Here is an 18,871-nt window from a genome sequence, read left to right as displayed (position 1 = left end):
ACACTCATGATGAACAACGAAGATAGGGGCAAAAATAGCGCTACTTACAGGCGTTTCTTATCCCGAGTTCGGGTTAATTAATGTCGCATAAAAAAACCGCTTTGTTGCGGTTTTTTTATGCGACATTGAAAATTATTGAAAAAATAGAATTAGAGAATGGTACTAGCATTCGCACATGACTTTTTAAGCTTTGAATAAACGCCATAATATAAGATTTAATTAAATTTTACTTTTGCAGTATACTATAGCTAAGTCTAGCTAAGTCGTGAAGGTGTGTTATGCAAACAAATATGCATGAAGCAAAAAGCAAATTATCCCAACTCGTAGAGTTAGCATTATTGGGAGAAGAAGTAATTATCGCCAAATCAGGGAAACCGACTGTAAAATTGGTGCCTTACACACTTCAAAAAACAAGAACTTTCGGGCAGTTTAAAGGGCAATTCGTAGTATCTAAAGACTTTGATTCAAAAGAAGTTAACGATGAAATAACAGATTTATTTGGATCCTAATGAAAAGAATTTTATTGGATACTCATGCACTAATTTGGTGGTTAAATGGAGATAATCAATTAGGCGCGAATGCCATTGAGCATATCGCTAATCCAGAGAACGACATCTATGTTAGCGCTGCTACTGTTTGGGAAATGTCCATTAAACAGCAAATGGGTAAATTGGTAGTACCAGAAGATATAGAATCAAAAGTAGAGCAAGCTGGGTTTAGCGAACTACCGATAACATTGTTTCATGGACAGCAAGCGGGACGACTGCATTTACACCATAGAGATCCTTTTGACCGCATGTTAATTGCACAGGCGCAAGCGGAAGGCTTACAGATATTAACTAAAGATGAACAGTTTCCTGCGTATGGTATTAGATTAATTAACGCAAGCCACTAGATTTGAGTTGACCGTCCCACGGATATAATACAAATCTCTCTGTTAGCCGTTTCAACGTTGATCTTTAGTAATCTAAAATCTCGCGAATATGTGGGATTTTTTATGAATGCCTATTTGTGCAAAGTTATTTATCTGCTTCTCTTATTTTTTGGAATAATGGTATTACACCTTTTTCGACACCTTGTTATGCATTTTTGCCCAACTATCTGGGAACTTGCCTTGTAATACATAAGAGAAGGAAATGAGTTCGGCAATGACATGGTATAGCTGTTCGGGTATTTCTTGTCCTAAGTCAAGAGTGGCAAGAAAGTCGCTAAGATAAGGATCTTCATGAATCAATACGCCGTTTTGCCTCGCTAGCGTGATGATTTCTTCTGCTAGGTCACCAAAGCCTTTGGCTATTATTGTGGGCGCTTCACTAGATGCAGTATTATCGGCAGAGTTTTGTTGATATTTTAGGCCTACCGCACTTTTTTGTTTGGACTGTTTTGAGGTTTTATCTGACATCACTTTATGGCCTGTTACGCTTTAGCTTGGAATACATGATAAGGCCGCTTTTGCAGCGAATCGGGAATTTTGCCTAGTTGGCATTGGCTGTTACTCACTTCTATACCTAGGGAGGCAAACTTTCTACGCAGCAAGGGCAGGTAGTTCATGACTTGAATTTTTACGGTTTCATTAGAGGCGTAAAAATTGATGTCTAAGGTGTCACCACTTAATTTGGCCTTTGTTAGTAATTCTCCTAATTCGCCTACACCTAGCTTCATCGTTAGTTGCCAAGTTTTAGGGGCTTGTTTATCGCTGGATGCTGGATCTTTACTGTCGTCTTCTCGTTTGATTAATAATTCAATATCTCTAACAACGCCGCCCAAGGCAGATGGCAAGTTGTAGTAAAAGCTATCTTGGCCTTGAAGCATTTGCTCGGCGTTACTTAACTTGCTGGTTTGATGCCCGGCAAATAAACGTCCAATTTCTTTCATTAATTGATGTTTTTGCTCTAATTGCGACATCTCAGTCATCGCTTTAGGTGTTACTTTGGCAGTACTGGAATGGCTCAATACCGAATTTAATGTTGTGGTTATGTGTTCTGCACGACTACTTTGATGACGACTGAGCCTAGCACTAAGTGACATTTGTAAGAGGGTGACTAAACCACTCATAAACCCTTGACTGGATGTGGGGTTAACCATTTGCAGTGCCGATAAATTGAGCGCTGGGGTTGTTAGTAATTGCTTAATTTGATTGGCATCTTGCTCCCTGCCCTGAGGTAAAGACAGCTTTATTTGTTGCATTATTTCAGCAAGCACTTGCTTACTCGGCTGCTCGGGGGCGCTTTTAAAAAAGTCGCCATCGTTAAAGGCTTTTTCAAGGGATTGTAAGCCGAGGGTTGGTGCCTCTGCTTTGGGTTGCACAATGCGTAATAAAGTTTGCACTAAGTTGCTTTGTTCTGCTTTGTTGCTGAGTAAACTCGGGCTTATCACACTTTGATGTATAGGACTATTCTGAACCACAGTCAGCAAATCGGCCCTCGCTTGTTTTAAGCTAATTCCGGCGTCTTGATGTTGACTGCCATCAACCTTAGGTAGCGGCGATTTACTATGGGTTTCAATGGTTAAGTTTTTGGAAATATCCGATGCTAAAAGTGCGCGGCTTACTTGTGAAGACAGCTGCGCCTCTTTTTTGGCATCATTTAGCAAATCAAAAGATTTGATAATGGCCTGTTGATTCGGTAATTTTAGCACCGCCAAGGCCTGTGCTATTTCCTTAGTAATGGGGATATTGGCAACAGGCTTAGTGCTTTGTAGCTGCAATTCAATATCGCCACTTGGCTTAACTTGCAATGTTAGCTTTTCAATGGGTAACGCCTGAAGCTGTTTCAGCAAATGTTGTGATGTATCTACTTTGCTCAATTGCTGCAACGCCTGCTTGATGGGCAGCTCAAGCTCTATCGGTGCGCTTAGTTTTGGCTCAAGCATGCTAGCCTTAATTAAAGCCGTGGCCGCAGCGGGTGACAGTATACTCTGTTGACTCTTAGAGGTTGTATCTGCTACCACAGGGTTCATTCGTGCATCGGGTAGGTTTTGATGTTGCGCTATGCTGACTTGCCAGTTTTGACCTTTTGGCGTCAAGGTTAGGGTGACTTTTTCGCCCACATCAAACGAAGTCAACGACTTAACAGGAAGAGATATCTCAAAGGGAGGACGCTGACCACTAAGACCTAGTTGCAGCGTATTTTGTCGTTTAACTGCAGCAGTGTCGGTTGCAGCTATAGGGTGACTGGCAACTTGCGATTTGATTTCTTGGGTATTGAGCTGCTCTTTAGAAGGGAGCGCTAAAACCGTGGCTCTGAGTACAGGTAGTTTTATGGCGCTGCTTAATTGGCCTTGTAAATTTTTAGAGAATAACTGATTTGCCGGTAATTTAAGTAAAGCCTGCAACTGTTGCTCGTTAAGGGGCACAGTGCTGATTGCCTGGGTGCTTGCCTTTGAAAAAAATGCCAATGAAGGGCTAGGCTCACTGTTTAACTTTACCTGATGAATTTCTGCTTCTGCTAGTTTCCCTGTTATTTGCGGCGCAGCGAGTAAGGCGGTTTTATGCAATAAACTGTTGCCTTTGGTTAAGCTTAATACGTTGCCCGCTAGATGTTTAACCAATACATCAACTCCTTGACGTGCCGCTTCTGAGGTGGGCGCGAGTTGACTCAATTGGGTGAGCGCCTGAGATATGGCAGCGAGAGAAGATTGGGAAATGTCAGACATATACAGGTTATCGGCCAATTTCAAGAAGCATGAGTTTATACCAATTCCAATAAATAAGTGAGCACTCAGAAAACACCAGCCATTTCTGAACTAGGCGTCACTCAAATTATTTTGTAAGCAATTTCCATTTTAAGTTGTTTTTAACTGATTGGTCGCCATCCCTATGATATTATTGGCGGCTAATTTTCAGTCTCTTTCATTAAAAAACGAGGAAATCTTTGGCGGTCCTTTCTGTAACGAATTTATCTGTGACGAAAAGAGATAGGTTATTGTTTGATAACTTAAACTTTGCTGTTGAACAAGGGACTTTACTGTACGTTAAAGGGCAAAATGGCGCGGGTAAAACCAGTATGCTTAGGGTGTTGGCGGGTTTGGTTGCTGGTGATTGTGGCGAAGTATTTTTTCTGCAACAAAATATTCAAAACTGCCGTGAAAGTTATCATCAGAATTTAGTGTATTTTGGACATAAATTAGGGATCAGTCTTACCTTAAGCGCCGTTGAAAACATCTTGTTTTGGTGTAAGCAGCACCAAGTAGATACGTCTCTCGACAAAATTTTCGATACCTTAGGGCAACTTAATTTGGTGGGTCTGGAAGAGATCCCTGTGGCAAATTTGTCGGCGGGGCAACAAAGACGCGTTGCTTTAGCAAGATTTTGGTTTAAACAAGATGCAAAATTGTGGATTTTGGATGAACCTTTTACCGCGCTGGATACCCAAGGCATAGCTTTATTAAGCGCGCAGATCATTCAGTTTTTAAGCACGGGCGGCGCAGTGGTGATGACATCTCATCAAGCCTTGCAATTAGATTATCCAACTAACGAATTGACCTTGGAGTATCGAACTTAGTGGCCCCATTGATGGCAATTTTGAAGCGCGACTTGGCCTTAGCTTACAGGCAACGAGCAGAGCTTATGCAGCCGGTGTTATTTTTTGTTCTGGTGATCAGCTTATTTCCTTTAGGAGTAGGCCCCGAACCTAACACCTTGCAGCTAATTGGTCCTGGAGTGATTTGGGTGGCGGCCATTTTATCTTCATTATTAGGATTAGAGCGCTTATTTCGGGATGATTTTCAAGACGGATCACTCGAACAGCTCATGTTGTCTAGTACTTCACTACCCGCAGCGGCGTTAGTTAAAGTGTTGGCCCATTGGATAACTAGCATAGTCCCTTTGATAATATTATCGCCCTTGCTTGCGTTGTTTTTACACTTAAATGAAGCCATGTATTGGGCGTTATTACAAACCTTATTATTAGGCACGCCTTTGTTGAGCCTAATAGGGGCAATAGCCGTAGGATTAACCGTTGGTTTAAATCGTGGCGGGGTGCTATTAGCCTTGTTGTTGCTACCCGTGTTTATTCCTTTGCTTATTTTTGCTACCTCTGCGGTAGAGTCCGCTGCCATGCAATTGCAATATCATGGGCAACTGGCGATTATTGGCGCCATGTTTTTATTCTCTTTAGCCTTGGCTCCTTTTGCCATCGCTTATGCACTTAGAGTGAGTCAAACCTAATGTGGAAATGGTTACATCCCTACGCAAAAACCGAGCGTAGCTATCAACTTTGCCAAAAATTTTTACCTTGGTTTAGTGTTTTTGGATTATTAACAATATTAGTGGGCACAGTTTGGGGCTTAGCTTTTGCCCCTGCCGATTATCAGCAGGGAGAGGCTTTTCGGATTTTTTATGTGCATGTACCTAGTGCGATTTTATCCAAAAGCCTTTATATGGCCATGGCTAGCGCGGCTTTTGTGGGGCTAGTGTGGCAAGTCAAAACCTCTTTTATGGCTATGGTGGCTTTGGCTCCGGTTGGCGCTATGGTGACTTTTGTTTCTCTTATTACAGGTGCCGCTTGGGGCAAACCTATGTGGGGCACATGGTGGGAGTGGGATGCAAGAATGACCTCTCAGTTGGTTTTATTATTTTTGTTTCTTGGGATTATTTCTTTGTATAAATCCTTCGAAGACAAACAACAAGCCAGTAAAGCGGCGGGAGTGATGGCCATAGTGGGCATTATAAACCTGCCAATCATTCATTATTCAGTGGAGTGGTGGAATACCTTGCATCAAGGTGCCACCGTAATGAAAATGGATAAACCCTCAATGGCGACTGAAATGTTATGGCCCTTTTTAGTGTCTTTATTAGGCTGGATGCTAGTGTGTGCGGCCATTGCTTTAATACGTTTACAAAATGAGATTTTACGTCGTGAAATCAGGCGTCCTTGGGTAGTAGCTTTGGCGGCTAAACAAAAAGAAAAAACGCAATCAAGCGCTCAAGCATGAGTCAAACATAGGAAATAGTATGCACTTTGAAGATATGAATGCCTTTTGGCACATGGGCGGTTATGGCACCTATGTTTGGTTATCTTTTGGTATGGGCGCACTGAGTGTGGCTGTATTATGGCTAGATGGGATTTTTGCAAAACGTAAATTATTTAGGCAAATCTTAAGCGAACAAGCAAGGCAAATACGTATTAGTAGCGCTGCGGCTAAACAAAATACTGCGGCCAGTCAAAAAGCTGCAGAGCAAAAAACACAAGTGGTGAACAAATAATATGAATCCAAGACGTCAAAAACGCCTAATGGCAGTGTCAGCAGTGGTAATAGTGATGGCAGCAGCTATTGCCTTAATGTTGTATGCGCTGAATCAAAATATTGATTTATTTTATACCCCTTCTGAGATCATCGAAGGTAAAGACGGGAAAGTGCCACAACTTGGGCAAAGGCTACGCATAGGTGGCATGGTGGTACCAGGTACAGTTAAGCGCGATCAACAAAGCTTAGCGGTGAGTTTTGATTTGATGGATACCGGCCCTGTAGTGACCGTTAGTTATCAGGGCATATTGCCTGATTTATTTCGTGAGGGACAAGGCATAGTCGCAACTGGGATATTGACTCAAGCTAATCATATTGAGGCCCATGAAGTGTTGGCTAAACATGACGAAGAATATATGCCACCAGAACTAGCAGAAAAAATGAAAGGCATTAAACATGTTAAGCCTAGCCAGGCTAACTATAAAAACGCTGGGGCAGGTGAATAACATGCTTGCAGAATTAGGTCATCTTTCTTTAGTGCTTGCCCTGATGATGGGCATATTGTTGGCCATTTACCCCATGTGGGGCGCTTATAAAAACCACGCAAAATTAATGGCGATGGCGAAACCTTTAGCCATAGGCATGTTTATTTTTACTGCTTTTGCTTATGGGTGCTTAACCCACGGGTTTATCACCGATGACTTTAGTTTGACCTATGTAGCCAACACATCGAATAGCACCTTACCTATTTATTACAAAATTACCGCCGTATGGGGTGGCCATGAAGGTTCGTTCTTACTTTGGGTCTTGATATTTTCTATCTGGACAGTGGCGGTGGCGCTATTTAGCCGAGCTATTCCTCCTCAAATGGTGGCTAGAGTCTTGTCTATTCTAGGTATGGTGGGCATAGGGTTTTACCTGTTTATGTTGCTTACTTCTAATCCATTTGAGCGATTGTTGCCGTTTTTCCCTATTGATGGCAAAGATCTCAATCCACTGCTACAAGACTTTGGGATGATTATTCATCCACCTATGTTGTATATGGGCTATGTGGGCTTTTCGGTAGCCTTTGCATTTGCGCTTGCGGCGTTGATTTCCGGGCAACTTGATTCAACTTGGGCAAGATGGTCAAGACCTTGGACCCTAGCCGCCTGGTCTTTTTTAACCGTAGGTGTGGCCTTAGGTAGTTGGTGGGCTTATTACGAACTTGGATGGGGCGGCTGGTGGTTTTGGGATCCCGTTGAGAATGCGTCTTTTATGCCTTGGTTAGTGGGCACCGCGTTGATCCATAGTTTAGCGGTAACGGAAAAACGCAAAGTATTCAAATCTTGGACAGTGTTATTGGCCATATCTGCGTTTTCGCTGAGTTTGTTGGGCACTTTTTTAGTGCGCTCAGGGGTATTGGTTTCGGTGCATTCCTTTGCCAGCGATCCTAGCCGTGGCTTATTTATACTCGGATTATTAGTAGTGATCATTGGTGGTTCATTAGGCTTATATGCCTACCGTGCACCGCAACTTAAAGCCAGTGGTAGATATCAACTTTTTTCTCGAGAAGTGTTGTTGATAGGCAATAATGTGTTTTTAAGCGCGGCTACTTTGGTGGTGTTACTCGGCACATTACTGCCTTTAGTCCATAAAGAGCTGGGTATGGGCTCGATTTCAATCGGCGCGCCGTTTTTTAATCAAATGTTTACCTATTTGATTGTGCCTTTTGTGTTGATTTTGGGCGTAGGGCCTTTGTCTCGCTGGAAGAGCCAGTCGGCACAAGCTTTGTATAAACAGCTATTGTTTGCGTTGGCTTTAAGCGTCTCAGCTGGGGTGTTGATCAATGCCAGTTTCGAACAATCAAGTTATATGGCCGCTCTTGGCTTGGTCTTGAGTTTTTGGATTGTCATCACAACTATCATGGAGGTTAGGCAGCGGATCCAACCACAAATTGCCTTAGGAAAAATGACAGTGTTGCAGAATTTAACAAAGCTGACTCCTAGTCATTGGGGGATGGTGGCGGGTCACTTAGGCTTTGCTGTTACCCTTATAGGTATTGCGTTAGTGAGTGCTTACAATGTAGAGCGCAACGTAAGAATGGCGGTAGGAGATGCCGTAAGCCTGCAAGGTTATGAGTTTGTATTCAAAGATGTTTCCCAATCAAAGGGCCCCAATTATACCGCAGATATTGGTCATGTAGATGTATACCAAGATGGGCAAAAAGTAGCGTCGTTAGCTGCCGAAAAACGTTTTTATCCGGTGCAGCGCAATGTGATGACCGAAGCGGGTATCGACTCTGGTTTCAGCCGTGATTTATTTGTTGCTTTAGGCGAGCAATTAAAAAATGGTGATTGGTCAATTCGTATCTATGTTAAACCTTTTATTAATTGGATTTGGCTAGGAGCATTTATTATGGCCTTTGGCGGGGTGTTGTCTATTAGTGATAAGCGTTATCGAAGCGCTAAAAGGGTAAAAAAAATGGGAGCCCAACAGACTTCCCACTCAGCATTATCGGAGCAAACATCTTGAAAAAAATAGCCATCTTTTTAGTCCCTTTGGTGTTGTTTTTGGGATTAGTTATCTTTTTGTTTCAAGGTTTGTTTTCTAACCCAAGAGAACATCAGTCCACCTTGCTCGAACAGCCAATGCCTGATTTTGTGTTGCCAGACTTGATGAATGTCGAGCAGTTCTACACCCAAGAAGTCTTTATTGGCAAGGTCACTCTGCTAAATGTATGGGGGGTGTGGTGCGTAACTTGCGCCGTTGAATTACCTTATCTAAAACAGCTGCAAGGCGAGGGGAAACATATAGTGGGTTTATATTTTGACCAAGATATTGACCCCGATTTTGGCGTAAAAACCGTGCAGCGAGTACAACAAGAAGTGACCGAGAAGCTTAGTCAATTAGGTGACCCTTATGCCTTTAATATCTTCGATATCAAACGGGATTTATCTTTAGATCTTGGAGTAACGGGTGCCCCAGAAACCTATCTTATTGATCAGCAAGGCAAAATACGCTTGCATCATATAGGCGATATCAACCCTAGGGTGTGGAACAAAAAGTTTGCCTCTTTATATAACGAGTTAACAGGACTGTGACGAAAACTATGACAAGCACTATGACCGGAATAATCTACCGATTTGTTTTAGTTATTTTAACCTGCATTTGCACACTAGCCTTAGCAACAGAAGACAAATTTCACTTTGATGAGCCCGCAAAAAACGCTTTGTTTATTGAACTCACCAAAGAGTTGCGCTGCCCTAAATGCCAAAATCAAAATATCGCCGATTCGGATGCCATGATAGCGGTAGATTTAAAACGTAAAGTCTATGACTTACTTAAAAAAGATTATGATAAACAACAGGTGATTGATTTTATGAAACAAAGATATGGTGACTTTGTGTATTATCAACCACCGGTAAACTCAATGACGATTTGGTTGTGGTTATTACCTGCGTTGTTTATTTTTGTTGCTTTAGTGTTACTAGTGATGTCGCGTAAACGCCAAGTAACTGAGATAGACAAAGCGCAACTTGCTAAAGCGCAGCAAATGTTGGAGCGTGATGAATGACTATGTTTTATCTATGTTCGGCGCTGTTTGCAGTGATCTTTGTTCTTTTTGTGGTTTTTCCATGGTTAAAAAAGAGCACAGACCAGTCGGTTAACCTTAACACCTTAACCAATAAGAGCTTAATTAAACAACGCCTAGATGAACTACAAGACGAGCAGCAGCAAGCCTTATTGAGTGATGCAGATAGACAGCAATCTGAAAATGAATTAAAAATTGCATTGCTAGATGAAGTAAAAAGCCCCAATAGGCTTACAACCCAAGATCCCAAGGCGAGTATCGCCATTTTCATTGGCGCTATATTAAGTGTGTTAGTGGGTGGTGCGGTATATTTCCAAGCCAATCAAATTCAAGCTATTGAGCAATGGCAACAGGCACAGCAGCAAACCAGTAGTCTGGGGCAGCGTATGCTCAAAGGGGATGAAAGCCTTAACCTGCAAGACTTACAACATTTCGCCTTAGGTCTACGAACCAAACTACGAGACACACCACAAGATGCCACGGGTTGGATGTTATTAGGCCGCGTGTCGGGGGCTATCAATAGGGTGGATAGTGCTATTCAAGCCTTTGAAAAATCACTGCAATACGATCCTAATAATATTGGCACCTTATCTAGCTATGCCCAAGCTTTGTTGATGACAGGGCAAGAACAACAAGTGTTGCAGGCAAAACGTGTGTTGTTACATATTCTTAGCTTAGAGCCCGACAATACCAATGCTATGGGTGTATTGGCAATAGTGGCTACAGAACTAGGCGATAAACAATTAGCCCTTGAAAACTGGCAAAGACTGCTAGCCTTTATTCCCCAAACTGATCCCAACTATGGGGCGGTCAATCAAAGGATTTTGCAATTGCAACTAGAGCTAGGGCAAGTAGCAGCACAATCACCTCAAGTGCCAAGCGCCACAAGTGTAACGGTAACCGTAAATATCAAGCAGGATCTACAAACACAATTGCCTAAAGGTGCCTTTTTGTTTGTATTTGCCCAAGAAACCACAGGAAAAGTAAGAATGCCCGCGGCTGTGGTAAAAATGCCATTGGCCACCTTTCCTATTGTGGTTGAGCTATCGAACAACAATGCCATGATGCCCAATTATACATTATCGCAATTGCAGCAAGCTAAGTTAGTGGCTAGAGTCTCGGTGGATGGCGATGTTGCTCAGTCACCGGGTGAATTTCAAGGAGAAACTGTGGTGAATCTAAAGCCAAATGAAACAACACAAACAACCATTATGATAGATAGAGAAGTGCAATGAAGAGAATACACCTTCTAGTCCTAGCAGTAAGTTTATTACTACTAGGCGGCTGCGCGTCTCAACAAGCAACAACCGAGCAAGCGCAGCAATATGAAGATTCAAAAGATCCACTGGAATCCCTAAATAGAACACTATGGGATTTCAACTATGAGGTTCTAGACAAATACATACTCAGACCCACAGCCGTAGTCTATGTGGATTATATGCCGCAAGTCGCCCGTACTGGGTTGCTCAATATGGCTGAGAATTTAGAAGAACCCTCCAACAGCCTAAATAATCTATTACAAGGCAAATTAGAGGGCACTTTTATCAGCTTAGGGCGTTTTATGCTTAACTCCACTGTAGGTTTGTTGGGGGTGTTTGATGTGGCCACTGAAATTGGCTTAGAACTTGAAAAAGAAAGTTTTGGAGAAGTACTAGGCAAGTGGGGCGTGGGCACCGGCCCCTACCTAATGATACCTGCAATGGGGCCTAGCGATATCCGCAGCTCTGCTGGTGATTTTGTCGATTCATCCTACTCTCCAATTGATGGCCTCAATTTCTATTTAGGTGCTTTACGCATGGGTATAAATGCATTAGAAGGCCGAGCAGCGTTAATTCAACAAGAACAAACCTTAAATTCCTCAGCGGACCCTTATGCCTTTGTAAAAAGTGCCTACTTCCAAAACCTCAAATTTAAAGTACAAGACGGAGTCATTAAACAATCCGCAGAAGAAGAAGCCCTTGAAGACGATATAGACGCATTTTTAGAAGACTTATAACCCTCTTATTTGAGATCGACAAACCCTTGGGGGTCAGGTCTTGTGTTTTGCTTATTTTTGCTAGTTGACTAAGTTTATATAAAATACATTAGTCGGAGAGCAATATGAGTCGCCCGTTACGCTTGGAGTTTGCTGGCGCGCTTTATCACGTTACATCTCGAGGTAACGATAAAAAGAAAATTTACTTTCAAGACACTGATTTCAAGTTGTTTTTGAAGATATTAAATGATGCGTGTGAACAATTTAATTGGATTATTCATGCATATTGTTTGATGACTAATCACTACCACTTATTAGTTGAAACGCCAGATGCCAATTTATGTAAAGGCATGCGGCAACTCAATGGTGTGTTTACCCAATCGATGAATCGAAAACACCAGCGAGTAGGTCACTTGTTTCAAGGGCGTTACAAGGCGATATTGGTTGATAAAAACGCTTTCCTACTTGAGTTGTGTCGATATATTGTACTTAATCCTGTTCGCGCAAACTTGGTTAATTTTCCACATGAGTGGCAATGGAGTAGCTGGCATTGCACTATTGGAAGTCAAGCGTCGCCTCCTTGGTTAGCGACAGATTTTTTATTGAAATTATTTTCTGAAGACAGAAAACAAGCAATTAATCAATACACTCATTTTGTTGCAAAAGGTGGCAAGGCAACTATTTGGAATAAACTGCAGCATCAAGTATTTTTAGGTGATGATGCTTTTATCGAGAAGTATCAACCACTACAAAGTGCGCGAATAGGTGATTTAAAAGAAATACCCTTGAAACAGCGCCGGAGTACTCCGTTAACTTTGCAGCAATATCAAGCTCAATTTGACGTATCCCGTGATGAAGCAATAATGATGGCATACAAATCGGGTGGTTATACTTTGAAAGAAATAGGCACGCATTTTGGACTGCATTACTCAAGAGTGAGCCGTATTGTGGCAAAAGGCAAGACCTGACCCCATCCATGCTTTAGCTCGCAAATTTTGGATTGAAGCTAATACCCTTCTGGGTTGTTGGATTGCCAGTTCCAGGCGTCTCTGCACATTTCGGGTAGGCCTCTGGTGGCTGTCCAATCTAGTTCTTGGCTGGCAGTTTTGGGGTCGGCATAACAAGCTGCCACATCGCCACCTCTGCGAGGAACAAATTGGTAGGGTATGGCTTTGCCGCTTTGCTTTTCAAATTCTTTAACCATATCTAGCACGCTGTATCCCTGGCCTGTGCCTAGGTTGTAGGTAACTATTCCTGGGGAAGTAAAGAGTTTATCTAGGGCTTTTAAGTGGCCTGCGGCTAAATCTTCAACGTGAATGTAATCTCTTACGCCTGTACCATCTGCAGTATCATAATCATTGCCAAAAATCGATAATTGCTCGCGTTTGCCAGTAGCTACTTGGGTAATAAAGGGCATTAGGTTATTAGGAATGCCGTTAGGATCTTCACCTATACGACCCGACGGATGTGCGCCCGCAGGGTTAAAATATCTGAGCAGCGCAATGTTCCAGTCATTGTCTGATTGGTATAAGTCACTAAGTACCAACTCCACCATCAATTTTGACATACCATAAGGGTTGGTGGGTTGGCCGGTTGGCATATCCTCACGCAAAGGCAGTTCAACAGGATCGCCATAAACGGTGGCCGATGAGCTAAACACCAAATTTTTCACACCAAATTTTTTCATCGCTTCGCATAAGGTTAAGGTACCGTATACGTTGTTATTGTAATAGTTAAGGGGTTTTTCTACCGACTCGCCTACCGCTTTTAATCCGGCAAAGTGAATAACGGCATTTATTTTATGCTTCGAAAAAAGTAACTCTAAAATGGTATGGTCGCGAATATCACCTTGTACAAAAATAGTCTTTTTGCCGGTGAGTTCTTCAACCCTATCTAAAGATTCCTGAGAAGAATTACACAAGTTATCTAGCACTATGACCTGATTACCCGCTTCTAAAAGTTGTAAAACCGTATGGCTACCTATGTATCCAGCCCCGCCTGTGACTAAAATGGTTTGCATAATTATTCTCCTTCAGGATGAGGATTGGGTTGAGGTATATATTTAGCACATAACCCGTATTGTACTGGTTTGATTAGCACAGGATAAAGCAAAGTAATTAATAACGCCCAAACTATTGCCATCCAATTTGTTGCTACTTGAATAATAAGAATAAATACGGGGATCACCAGCAACATTTTTAGTACATTCAATAATAATTTTTCTGGGCCAATTAATTTGCCTTGAGCAATATGTATAGCGGCGAGTCTTTCGGTTAAGGATAAATGCTGTAGTTGTGGGATCTGTTTGGTCGAAAAGTACAACTTCATATCAAGATGATCTGCCTATAATGATAAAAGCCCAACTCAGTCAAAAACTCAGTTGGGCACTTTCTTTAAGGTTTACTAAAACTAGCTGCTTGGTTGCTCTGCTAGTTTCTCCCACTTCTTAGTTTTAAAGGTTAATAGGAAAATAACTATACCAATTGCAATAGTAAATAAGCTGATTTGCAAATAAAGATTAGGCATATCTTCAACTTTATTAGGATCAAAGTTACCTGCCAATAATCCCGCCACCACGTTACCAATTGAGTAAGTGAGTACAAACACACCCATCATTTGCCCCGCAAAACGTTTTGGCGATAATTTACTAACCGCAGACAAGGCCACAGGGCTTAAGCACAGCTCACCTACTGTATGTAAAAAGTAAGTGGCAATAAGCCAATAAGGGGCGACTTTTAATCCAGATGCCGCCACTTGAGCAGCAAAGAACATGACTAAAAAGCCCAATGCCATGATGATTAGACCAATGGCACATTTTAACCCATAAGAAGGGGTAATCATTTTTTTAGCTAAGTTAATCCACATAGCAGCGAAGAAAGGCGACAAAATAATGATAAAAGTAGAGTTAGCTGATTGCAGCCATTCAGGCGGGATTTCAAACGTACCTATGATCCTGTCTGTATAATTCTGCCCAAATAAATTTAAAGACGAACCGGCCTGTTCAAATCCTGTCCAGAAAAATATTGACGCAATACAGACTAAAAATAATGCACCTAGCTGGCGTTTTTCATCGGGTGAATTATTTCCCATAAAAAATACTGCCGCAAAATAAGCTAAGAAAATAACAGTGGCAATAATCGCAAATTTCTCGGCAACAACAACGGCGTTAAATGCCATCATATTGTTCATTAACATATAGGCTACAGTCACTATCGCTAATAAAAATAATCCAATCACCGACCAACTGATTTTTGCGGCTTTAGGCGACAATCTAACGGTCGGCTCTGCGCCAGCACCTTCTAATTTACCTAAAGTCATTTTGTAGGTAATTAAACCAATACCCATGCCAACTGCAGCCGCGCCAAATGCCCAGTGCCATCCAACGTTTAAGCGTAAATATCCACAAACTGTATAACCAATTAAAGATCCTAAGTTGATACCTAGATAATACAAGGTGTAACCACTATCTCGTCTTTTGTCTTCACGAGAATATAACTGGCCAACCATAGCGCCAATATTTGGTTTAAGTAGACCTGTGCCTAACACCACCAAAATTAACCCGATAAAAAAGGTGGTGTCATCTGGAATGGCTAGCACTATGTGCCCACACATAATGATGATACCGCCGTACCATACCGCTTTTTGTCCGCCAATTAATCGGTCAGCCATCCAGCCACCAGGCAAGCCCATTAAATAAACCGAGCCCGTATATAAACCATAAATAGCCGTGGCCGAAGCCACTGTTATCGCTAATCCGCCTTCTTGAATGGATGCAGTCATAAAGAGCACCAACATAGCGCGCATGCCGTAGTAGCTCATGCGCTCCCACATCTCAGTGGTAAATAGTGTTAAAAGCCCTCCTGGATGGCCTAAAAAGTCTTTTGTTGTTGTTTGAATAGGTTCAGTTGTCATGTATCTGCCTTTTATTTTTATAATATACGGCTAGTTATTTAAAGCGCAAAGTACACTCTTTTAAGGGCATATTTCATGTGCGATTATGAATTTTCAGCACTGTCTAAGAATGATATTTAAAACGGTGTTGAAGAAATAACTAACTACATCTGTCATTTGGACGCATTGTTTATACTAGAGTCGCAGCAACAACTCAAGAAAACTGCGCATCAGTAGCAGATAATCCATTTACTTTGTTTGCAGTGAGTTTTTATTTTTATGGACAATAACCTAAGTTATAGGTGTCAGGCTATTGTTGCGTTTAGATTTTGTTTTTACTCTCATTTCCTATATCTTGTAACAAATTAAGGTATTAGAGATTAAAAGATAGGTTAAGGAATGTTGTTTAAATGAAAGTAACGGTATTTGGGATTGGCTATGTGGGGTTAGTACAAGCTGCTGTAATGGCAGAGGTTGGCCATGATGTGTTATGTATCGATATAGACCAGAGTAAAATTGACGGCCTTAAAAACGGCCAAATTCCTATTTTTGAGCCGGGTTTAACTCCTTTGGTTACCTCTAATTACGAAGCGGCCAGAGTAGACTTTAGCACCGATGCTGCCCGTGGCGTTGAGCACGGTGATGTCATTTTTATTGCTGTTGGAACACCACCTGATGAAGATGGTTCTGCCGATCTTAAATATGTGTTGGCTGTAGCCGAGACCATAGCTACGCATATGGTGTCTCCCAAAATTGTGGTTAATAAATCTACTGTACCTGTGGGTACCGCTGATAAAGTCAAAGCTAAGATAGCTGATACTTTGGAAGAATATGGAAAAACAATAAGTTACGACGTGGTTTCTAACCCGGAATTTTTAAAAGAAGGGGCGGCAGTAAACGATTGTATGCGCCCAGATAGGATTATTTTAGGGACTGCGAGCGCAACAGCAGAGAAGAAACTTCGCGAGTTATATTCACCTTTTAACCGTAATCACGACAAAATCATAGTGATGGACATTCGTAGTGCCGAGCTCACTAAATATGCGGCTAATTGTATGTTAGCCACCAAAATTAGCTTTATGAATGAAATGTCTAACCTTGCTGAGGTTTTTGGGGCGGATATTGAAAATGTGCGCCGTGGTATAGGTTCAGACCCTCGAATTGGCTATCAATTTATCTATCCTGGCTGTGGTTATGGTGGTTCGTGTTTCCCTAAAGATGTGCAAGCGCTCGCTCGCAGTGCGTCGGCAGCAGGGTATACCGCTCGCGTTTTGAACGCAGTGGAAGAGGTGAATTACGATCAGAAAGAAAAATTATTTGAGTATATTTCACAGCATTTTTCAGGAAATCTTCAAGGCAAAACGGTGGCATTGTGGGGGCTGTCCTTTAAACCCAACACCGATGATATGCGTGAAGCATCAAGTCGAGTATTAATGGAGAGGCTTTGGGCGGCAGGGGCTAAGGTAAAGGCCTATGATCCACAGGCTATGGATGAGACCCAGTGTATTTATGGTAGTCGTGAAGATTTGTTTTTGGTAGGCACTAAAGAGTCGGCCTTAGACGGGGCTGATTTTTTAGTTATATGTACTGAGTGGCAAGCCTTTAGAGCCCCAGATTTTGAATTGATTAAAAGTAAACTCTCTTCACCTTTAATTTTTGATGGCCGCAATTTATTTGAGCCGCAATTGATGTTGGAATACGGCTTGTTTTACTACGCCATTGGGCGCGGATTATCGGTTAGGGAACACTAAGTATGAGTCAAGTGAAAAAAGCCGTGATACCTGTAGCGGGATTAGGAACCAGAATGCTGCCCGCCACTAAGGCAATTCCTAAAGAGATGTTACCTGTGGTGGACAAACCGCTGATTCAATATGTAGTGGCTGAATGTGTAGCCGCAGGTATAAAAGAAATTATTTTGGTGACTCATGCCAGTAAAAATAGTATCGAAAACCATTTCGATACTAGCTTTGAGCTTGAAGCTACCTTAGAAAAACGCGTAAAACGACAGCTACTGGAAGCGGTCCAAAGCATTTGTCCAAAAGACGTCACAATTATGCATGTACGCCAAGGCGTAGCCAAGGGCTTGGGTCATGCGGTGCTTTGTGCTCGTCCTATGGTAGGCGATGCGCCATTTGCTGTGGTGTTGCCTGATGTCATTATTGACGAATATACCAGCAACCTTAAAAAAGACAATTTAGCGGATATGGTCGCTAAGTTTAACACTAGTCGCGTTAGCCAGATTATGGTTGAGCAAGTTCCACAACAAGAAGTGAGCAAATACGGTGTGGTTGATCTCGAAGGGGCAAGGTTGCAGCAGGGCGAATCAGGTAAAATTCATGGAGTGGTAGAAAAACCTGATGTAGAAGATGCTCCTTCTGATTTAGCGGTAGTGGGGCGTTATGTGCTGTCTGGAAAAATTTGGGATTTACTTGAGTTTACACCACCAGGTGCCGGGGACGAAGTGCAATTAACAGATGCGATTTCGACTTTGATGAAAACCGAACAAGTGGATGCTTACTACATGAAGGGCCTAAGCCATGATTGTGGGAGTAAGTTGGGGTATATGACTGCAAGTGTAGAGTATGCACTGCGCCACCCTGAATTAGGCGATGAATTTAGGTCTTTTTTGGCTAACTTAAAACTTTAAAAAACAGGCCGCTTATGATCTGCATAAGCGGCCTAAGTATATAATTAATATCTATTTTACTACTAATTGACTCTTGAACTTAGCAAGCATTTTTTTACCGACACCTTTTACTTTTAGTAAATCGTCAACGGACTTAAACTTCCCGTTTTTTTCGCGATAGCTAACGATCGCAGCCGCTTTTTTCTTACCTATTCCAGGTAATGTTACTAATTGATCTACTGAAGCATTGTTTAAGTTTATCTTAGACATGTGCTTTTGGCTGATCTTAGATTTTACGGTTTCGGAAGCAGCAATACTGGCGGAGGTTGTGAAAAATGCACTGGTAAGTAATAAAACAAAGATAAGTTTTTTCATAGGTAAATCCCTTCTTGTTAATTCCATGTAGATGTAAATACATCAAAATAAACATAGTAGAGGCCCAGTAATTCGTAAAGAAAATCAATCTATAATTTGAAACTATTAAGGAGCATGATTATTTGATTGCCATAGGTGGCTACCACTTGTCACATCTATTTATAAACTTAGTGTTAACCCAAGCAAGCCGTCCTCGCGCATGCGGGGACCCAGCGACTTTGTTGTCTGGGGGGATTTACTTATA

21 protein-coding genes are annotated in these 18,871 nt (G+C 41.9%); 15 read left to right on the top strand and 6 right to left on the bottom strand.

Annotated elements, in window-relative coordinates:
- The first annotated feature begins 278 nt into the window (after positions 1-278).
- Positions 279-509, top strand: coding sequence for a type II toxin-antitoxin system Phd/YefM family antitoxin (locus Q0688_RS06210; RefSeq protein ID WP_299074209.1), 231 nt, complete (start codon positions 279-281; stop codon positions 507-509).
- Positions 509-895, top strand: a complete 387-nt coding sequence (locus tag Q0688_RS06205) for a type II toxin-antitoxin system VapC family toxin (protein WP_299074207.1) — start codon at positions 509-511, stop codon at positions 893-895. Before Q0688_RS06210 ends, Q0688_RS06205 begins: the two co-directional genes overlap by 1 nt.
- 162 nt (positions 896-1,057) lie before the next feature.
- Here the strand turns inward: Q0688_RS06205 and Q0688_RS06200 are convergent, their stop codons facing one another.
- Together Q0688_RS06200 and Q0688_RS06195 are read right to left on the bottom strand one after the other, a co-directional pair.
- Positions 1,058-1,402 (bottom strand): EscU/YscU/HrcU family type III secretion system export apparatus switch protein, encoded by a 345-nt coding sequence (locus tag Q0688_RS06200; protein WP_299074205.1) that lies wholly within the window; start codon positions 1,400-1,402, stop codon positions 1,058-1,060.
- A gap of 14 nt (positions 1,403-1,416) precedes the next feature.
- Positions 1,417-3,654, bottom strand: a complete 2,238-nt coding sequence (locus Q0688_RS06195) for a flagellar hook-length control protein FliK (RefSeq protein ID WP_299074203.1) — start codon at positions 3,652-3,654, stop codon at positions 1,417-1,419.
- 218 nt (positions 3,655-3,872) lie between these two features.
- Here Q0688_RS06195 and ccmA point away from each other — a divergent pair, with 218 nt between their 5' ends.
- From ccmA to Q0688_RS06140, 11 genes are all read left to right on the top strand, one after another.
- Positions 3,873-4,502, top strand: coding sequence for a cytochrome c biogenesis heme-transporting ATPase CcmA (gene ccmA / locus Q0688_RS06190; RefSeq protein ID WP_299074201.1), 630 nt, complete (start codon positions 3,873-3,875; stop codon positions 4,500-4,502).
- An 11-nt stretch (positions 4,503-4,513) separates the two neighbouring features.
- On the top strand, positions 4,514-5,167 hold the full coding sequence (gene ccmB, locus Q0688_RS06185) for a heme exporter protein CcmB (protein WP_299074199.1): 654 nt from the start codon (positions 4,514-4,516) through the stop codon (positions 5,165-5,167).
- Entirely contained in the window at positions 5,167-5,934 is a 768-nt protein-coding gene (locus Q0688_RS06180) for a heme ABC transporter permease (protein ID WP_299074197.1), read from the top strand. Before ccmB ends, Q0688_RS06180 begins: the two co-directional genes overlap by 1 nt.
- Before the next feature lie 19 nt (positions 5,935-5,953).
- Entirely contained in the window at positions 5,954-6,205 is a 252-nt protein-coding gene (gene ccmD / locus Q0688_RS06175; RefSeq protein ID WP_299074195.1) for a heme exporter protein CcmD, read from the top strand.
- 1 nt (position 6,206) lies between these two features.
- Positions 6,207-6,692, top strand: coding sequence for a cytochrome c maturation protein CcmE (gene ccmE / locus Q0688_RS06170; protein ID WP_299074193.1), 486 nt, complete (start codon positions 6,207-6,209; stop codon positions 6,690-6,692).
- 1 nt (position 6,693) lies between these two features.
- Entirely contained in the window at positions 6,694-8,700 is a 2,007-nt protein-coding gene (locus Q0688_RS06165) for a heme lyase CcmF/NrfE family subunit (protein WP_299074191.1), read from the top strand.
- On the top strand, positions 8,697-9,269 hold the full coding sequence (locus Q0688_RS06160) for a redoxin family protein (protein ID WP_299074189.1): 573 nt from the start codon (positions 8,697-8,699) through the stop codon (positions 9,267-9,269). Before Q0688_RS06165 ends, Q0688_RS06160 begins: the two co-directional genes overlap by 4 nt.
- A gap of 20 nt (positions 9,270-9,289) precedes the next feature.
- Entirely contained in the window at positions 9,290-9,742 is a 453-nt protein-coding gene (locus tag Q0688_RS06155; RefSeq protein WP_299074187.1) for a cytochrome c-type biogenesis protein, read from the top strand.
- Positions 9,739-10,995, top strand: coding sequence for a c-type cytochrome biogenesis protein CcmI (gene ccmI / locus Q0688_RS06150; RefSeq protein ID WP_299074184.1), 1,257 nt, complete (start codon positions 9,739-9,741; stop codon positions 10,993-10,995). Before Q0688_RS06155 ends, ccmI begins: the two co-directional genes overlap by 4 nt.
- Positions 10,992-11,756 (top strand): VacJ family lipoprotein, encoded by a 765-nt coding sequence (locus Q0688_RS06145; protein WP_299074182.1) that lies wholly within the window; start codon positions 10,992-10,994, stop codon positions 11,754-11,756. Before ccmI ends, Q0688_RS06145 begins: the two co-directional genes overlap by 4 nt.
- Before the next feature lie 104 nt (positions 11,757-11,860).
- On the top strand, positions 11,861-12,703 hold the full coding sequence (locus Q0688_RS06140; RefSeq protein WP_299074179.1) for a transposase: 843 nt from the start codon (positions 11,861-11,863) through the stop codon (positions 12,701-12,703).
- 38 nt (positions 12,704-12,741) lie between these two features.
- Here Q0688_RS06140 and galE read toward each other — a convergent pair whose 3' ends face one another.
- The 3 genes from galE to Q0688_RS06125 all read right to left on the bottom strand — a co-directional run bounded on the left by galE (position 12,742) and on the right by Q0688_RS06125 (position 15,647).
- On the bottom strand, positions 12,742-13,755 hold the full coding sequence (galE, locus tag Q0688_RS06135; RefSeq protein ID WP_299074177.1) for a UDP-glucose 4-epimerase GalE: 1,014 nt from the start codon (positions 13,753-13,755) through the stop codon (positions 12,742-12,744).
- Positions 13,756-13,757: 2 nt separating this feature from the next.
- Positions 13,758-14,063, bottom strand: coding sequence for a DUF6170 family protein (locus Q0688_RS06130; protein WP_299074175.1), 306 nt, complete (start codon positions 14,061-14,063; stop codon positions 13,758-13,760).
- Between the two features lie 81 nt (positions 14,064-14,144).
- On the bottom strand, positions 14,145-15,647 hold the full coding sequence (locus tag Q0688_RS06125; protein WP_299074173.1) for a peptide MFS transporter: 1,503 nt from the start codon (positions 15,645-15,647) through the stop codon (positions 14,145-14,147).
- A gap of 389 nt (positions 15,648-16,036) precedes the next feature.
- Between Q0688_RS06125 and Q0688_RS06120 the strand changes: the two genes are divergently transcribed.
- Both Q0688_RS06120 and galU read left to right on the top strand, forming a co-directional pair.
- Positions 16,037-17,377, top strand: a complete 1,341-nt coding sequence (locus Q0688_RS06120) for a UDP-glucose/GDP-mannose dehydrogenase family protein (protein ID WP_299074171.1) — start codon at positions 16,037-16,039, stop codon at positions 17,375-17,377.
- 2 nt (positions 17,378-17,379) lie between these two features.
- Positions 17,380-18,273, top strand: a complete 894-nt coding sequence (gene galU / locus Q0688_RS06115) for a UTP--glucose-1-phosphate uridylyltransferase GalU (RefSeq protein ID WP_299074169.1) — start codon at positions 17,380-17,382, stop codon at positions 18,271-18,273.
- A gap of 51 nt (positions 18,274-18,324) precedes the next feature.
- On the opposite strand, the gene Q0688_RS06110 is transcribed toward galU, so the two are convergent.
- A complete protein-coding gene (locus Q0688_RS06110; RefSeq protein WP_299074168.1) occupies positions 18,325-18,627 on the bottom strand; it encodes a helix-hairpin-helix domain-containing protein in 303 nt (100 codons plus the stop codon).
- Positions 18,628-18,871: the final 244 nt, after the last annotated feature.

Source organism: uncultured Paraglaciecola sp., from assembly GCF_937123705.1.
Lineage (GTDB): Bacteria > Pseudomonadota > Gammaproteobacteria > Enterobacterales > Alteromonadaceae > Paraglaciecola.
The sequence above is the reverse complement of the archived record's forward strand: the minus strand, read 5'-3'. Positions and strand labels throughout refer to the sequence as shown.

Excerpts from the sequence above, each read along its gene's own strand:
- Q0688_RS06210 (WP_299074209.1), top strand. The coding sequence starts at position 279 with ATGCAAACAAATATGCATGAAGCAAAAAGCAAATTATCCCAACTCGTA.
- Q0688_RS06205 (WP_299074207.1), top strand. The coding sequence starts at position 509 with ATGAAAAGAATTTTATTGGATACTCATGCACTAATTTGGTGGTTAAAT.
- Q0688_RS06200 (WP_299074205.1), bottom strand. The coding sequence starts at position 1,402 with ATGTCAGATAAAACCTCAAAACAGTCCAAACAAAAAAGTGCGGTAGGC.
- Q0688_RS06195 (WP_299074203.1), bottom strand. The coding sequence starts at position 3,654 with ATGTCTGACATTTCCCAATCTTCTCTCGCTGCCATATCTCAGGCGCTC.
- ccmB (WP_299074199.1), top strand. The coding sequence starts at position 4,514 with ATGGCAATTTTGAAGCGCGACTTGGCCTTAGCTTACAGGCAACGAGCA.
- Q0688_RS06180 (WP_299074197.1), top strand. The coding sequence starts at position 5,167 with ATGTGGAAATGGTTACATCCCTACGCAAAAACCGAGCGTAGCTATCAA.
- ccmD (WP_299074195.1), top strand. The coding sequence starts at position 5,954 with ATGCACTTTGAAGATATGAATGCCTTTTGGCACATGGGCGGTTATGGC.
- ccmE (WP_299074193.1), top strand. The coding sequence starts at position 6,207 with ATGAATCCAAGACGTCAAAAACGCCTAATGGCAGTGTCAGCAGTGGTA.
- Q0688_RS06165 (WP_299074191.1), top strand. The coding sequence starts at position 6,694 with ATGCTTGCAGAATTAGGTCATCTTTCTTTAGTGCTTGCCCTGATGATG.
- Q0688_RS06155 (WP_299074187.1), top strand. The coding sequence starts at position 9,290 with ATGACCGGAATAATCTACCGATTTGTTTTAGTTATTTTAACCTGCATT.
- ccmI (WP_299074184.1), top strand. The coding sequence starts at position 9,739 with ATGACTATGTTTTATCTATGTTCGGCGCTGTTTGCAGTGATCTTTGTT.
- Q0688_RS06145 (WP_299074182.1), top strand. The coding sequence starts at position 10,992 with ATGAAGAGAATACACCTTCTAGTCCTAGCAGTAAGTTTATTACTACTA.
- Q0688_RS06140 (WP_299074179.1), top strand. The coding sequence starts at position 11,861 with ATGAGTCGCCCGTTACGCTTGGAGTTTGCTGGCGCGCTTTATCACGTT.
- galE (WP_299074177.1), bottom strand. The coding sequence starts at position 13,755 with ATGCAAACCATTTTAGTCACAGGCGGGGCTGGATACATAGGTAGCCAT.
- Q0688_RS06130 (WP_299074175.1), bottom strand. The coding sequence starts at position 14,063 with ATGAAGTTGTACTTTTCGACCAAACAGATCCCACAACTACAGCATTTA.
- Q0688_RS06125 (WP_299074173.1), bottom strand. The coding sequence starts at position 15,647 with ATGACAACTGAACCTATTCAAACAACAACAAAAGACTTTTTAGGCCAT.
- Q0688_RS06120 (WP_299074171.1), top strand. The coding sequence starts at position 16,037 with ATGAAAGTAACGGTATTTGGGATTGGCTATGTGGGGTTAGTACAAGCT.
- galU (WP_299074169.1), top strand. The coding sequence starts at position 17,380 with ATGAGTCAAGTGAAAAAAGCCGTGATACCTGTAGCGGGATTAGGAACC.
- Q0688_RS06110 (WP_299074168.1), bottom strand. The coding sequence starts at position 18,627 with ATGAAAAAACTTATCTTTGTTTTATTACTTACCAGTGCATTTTTCACA.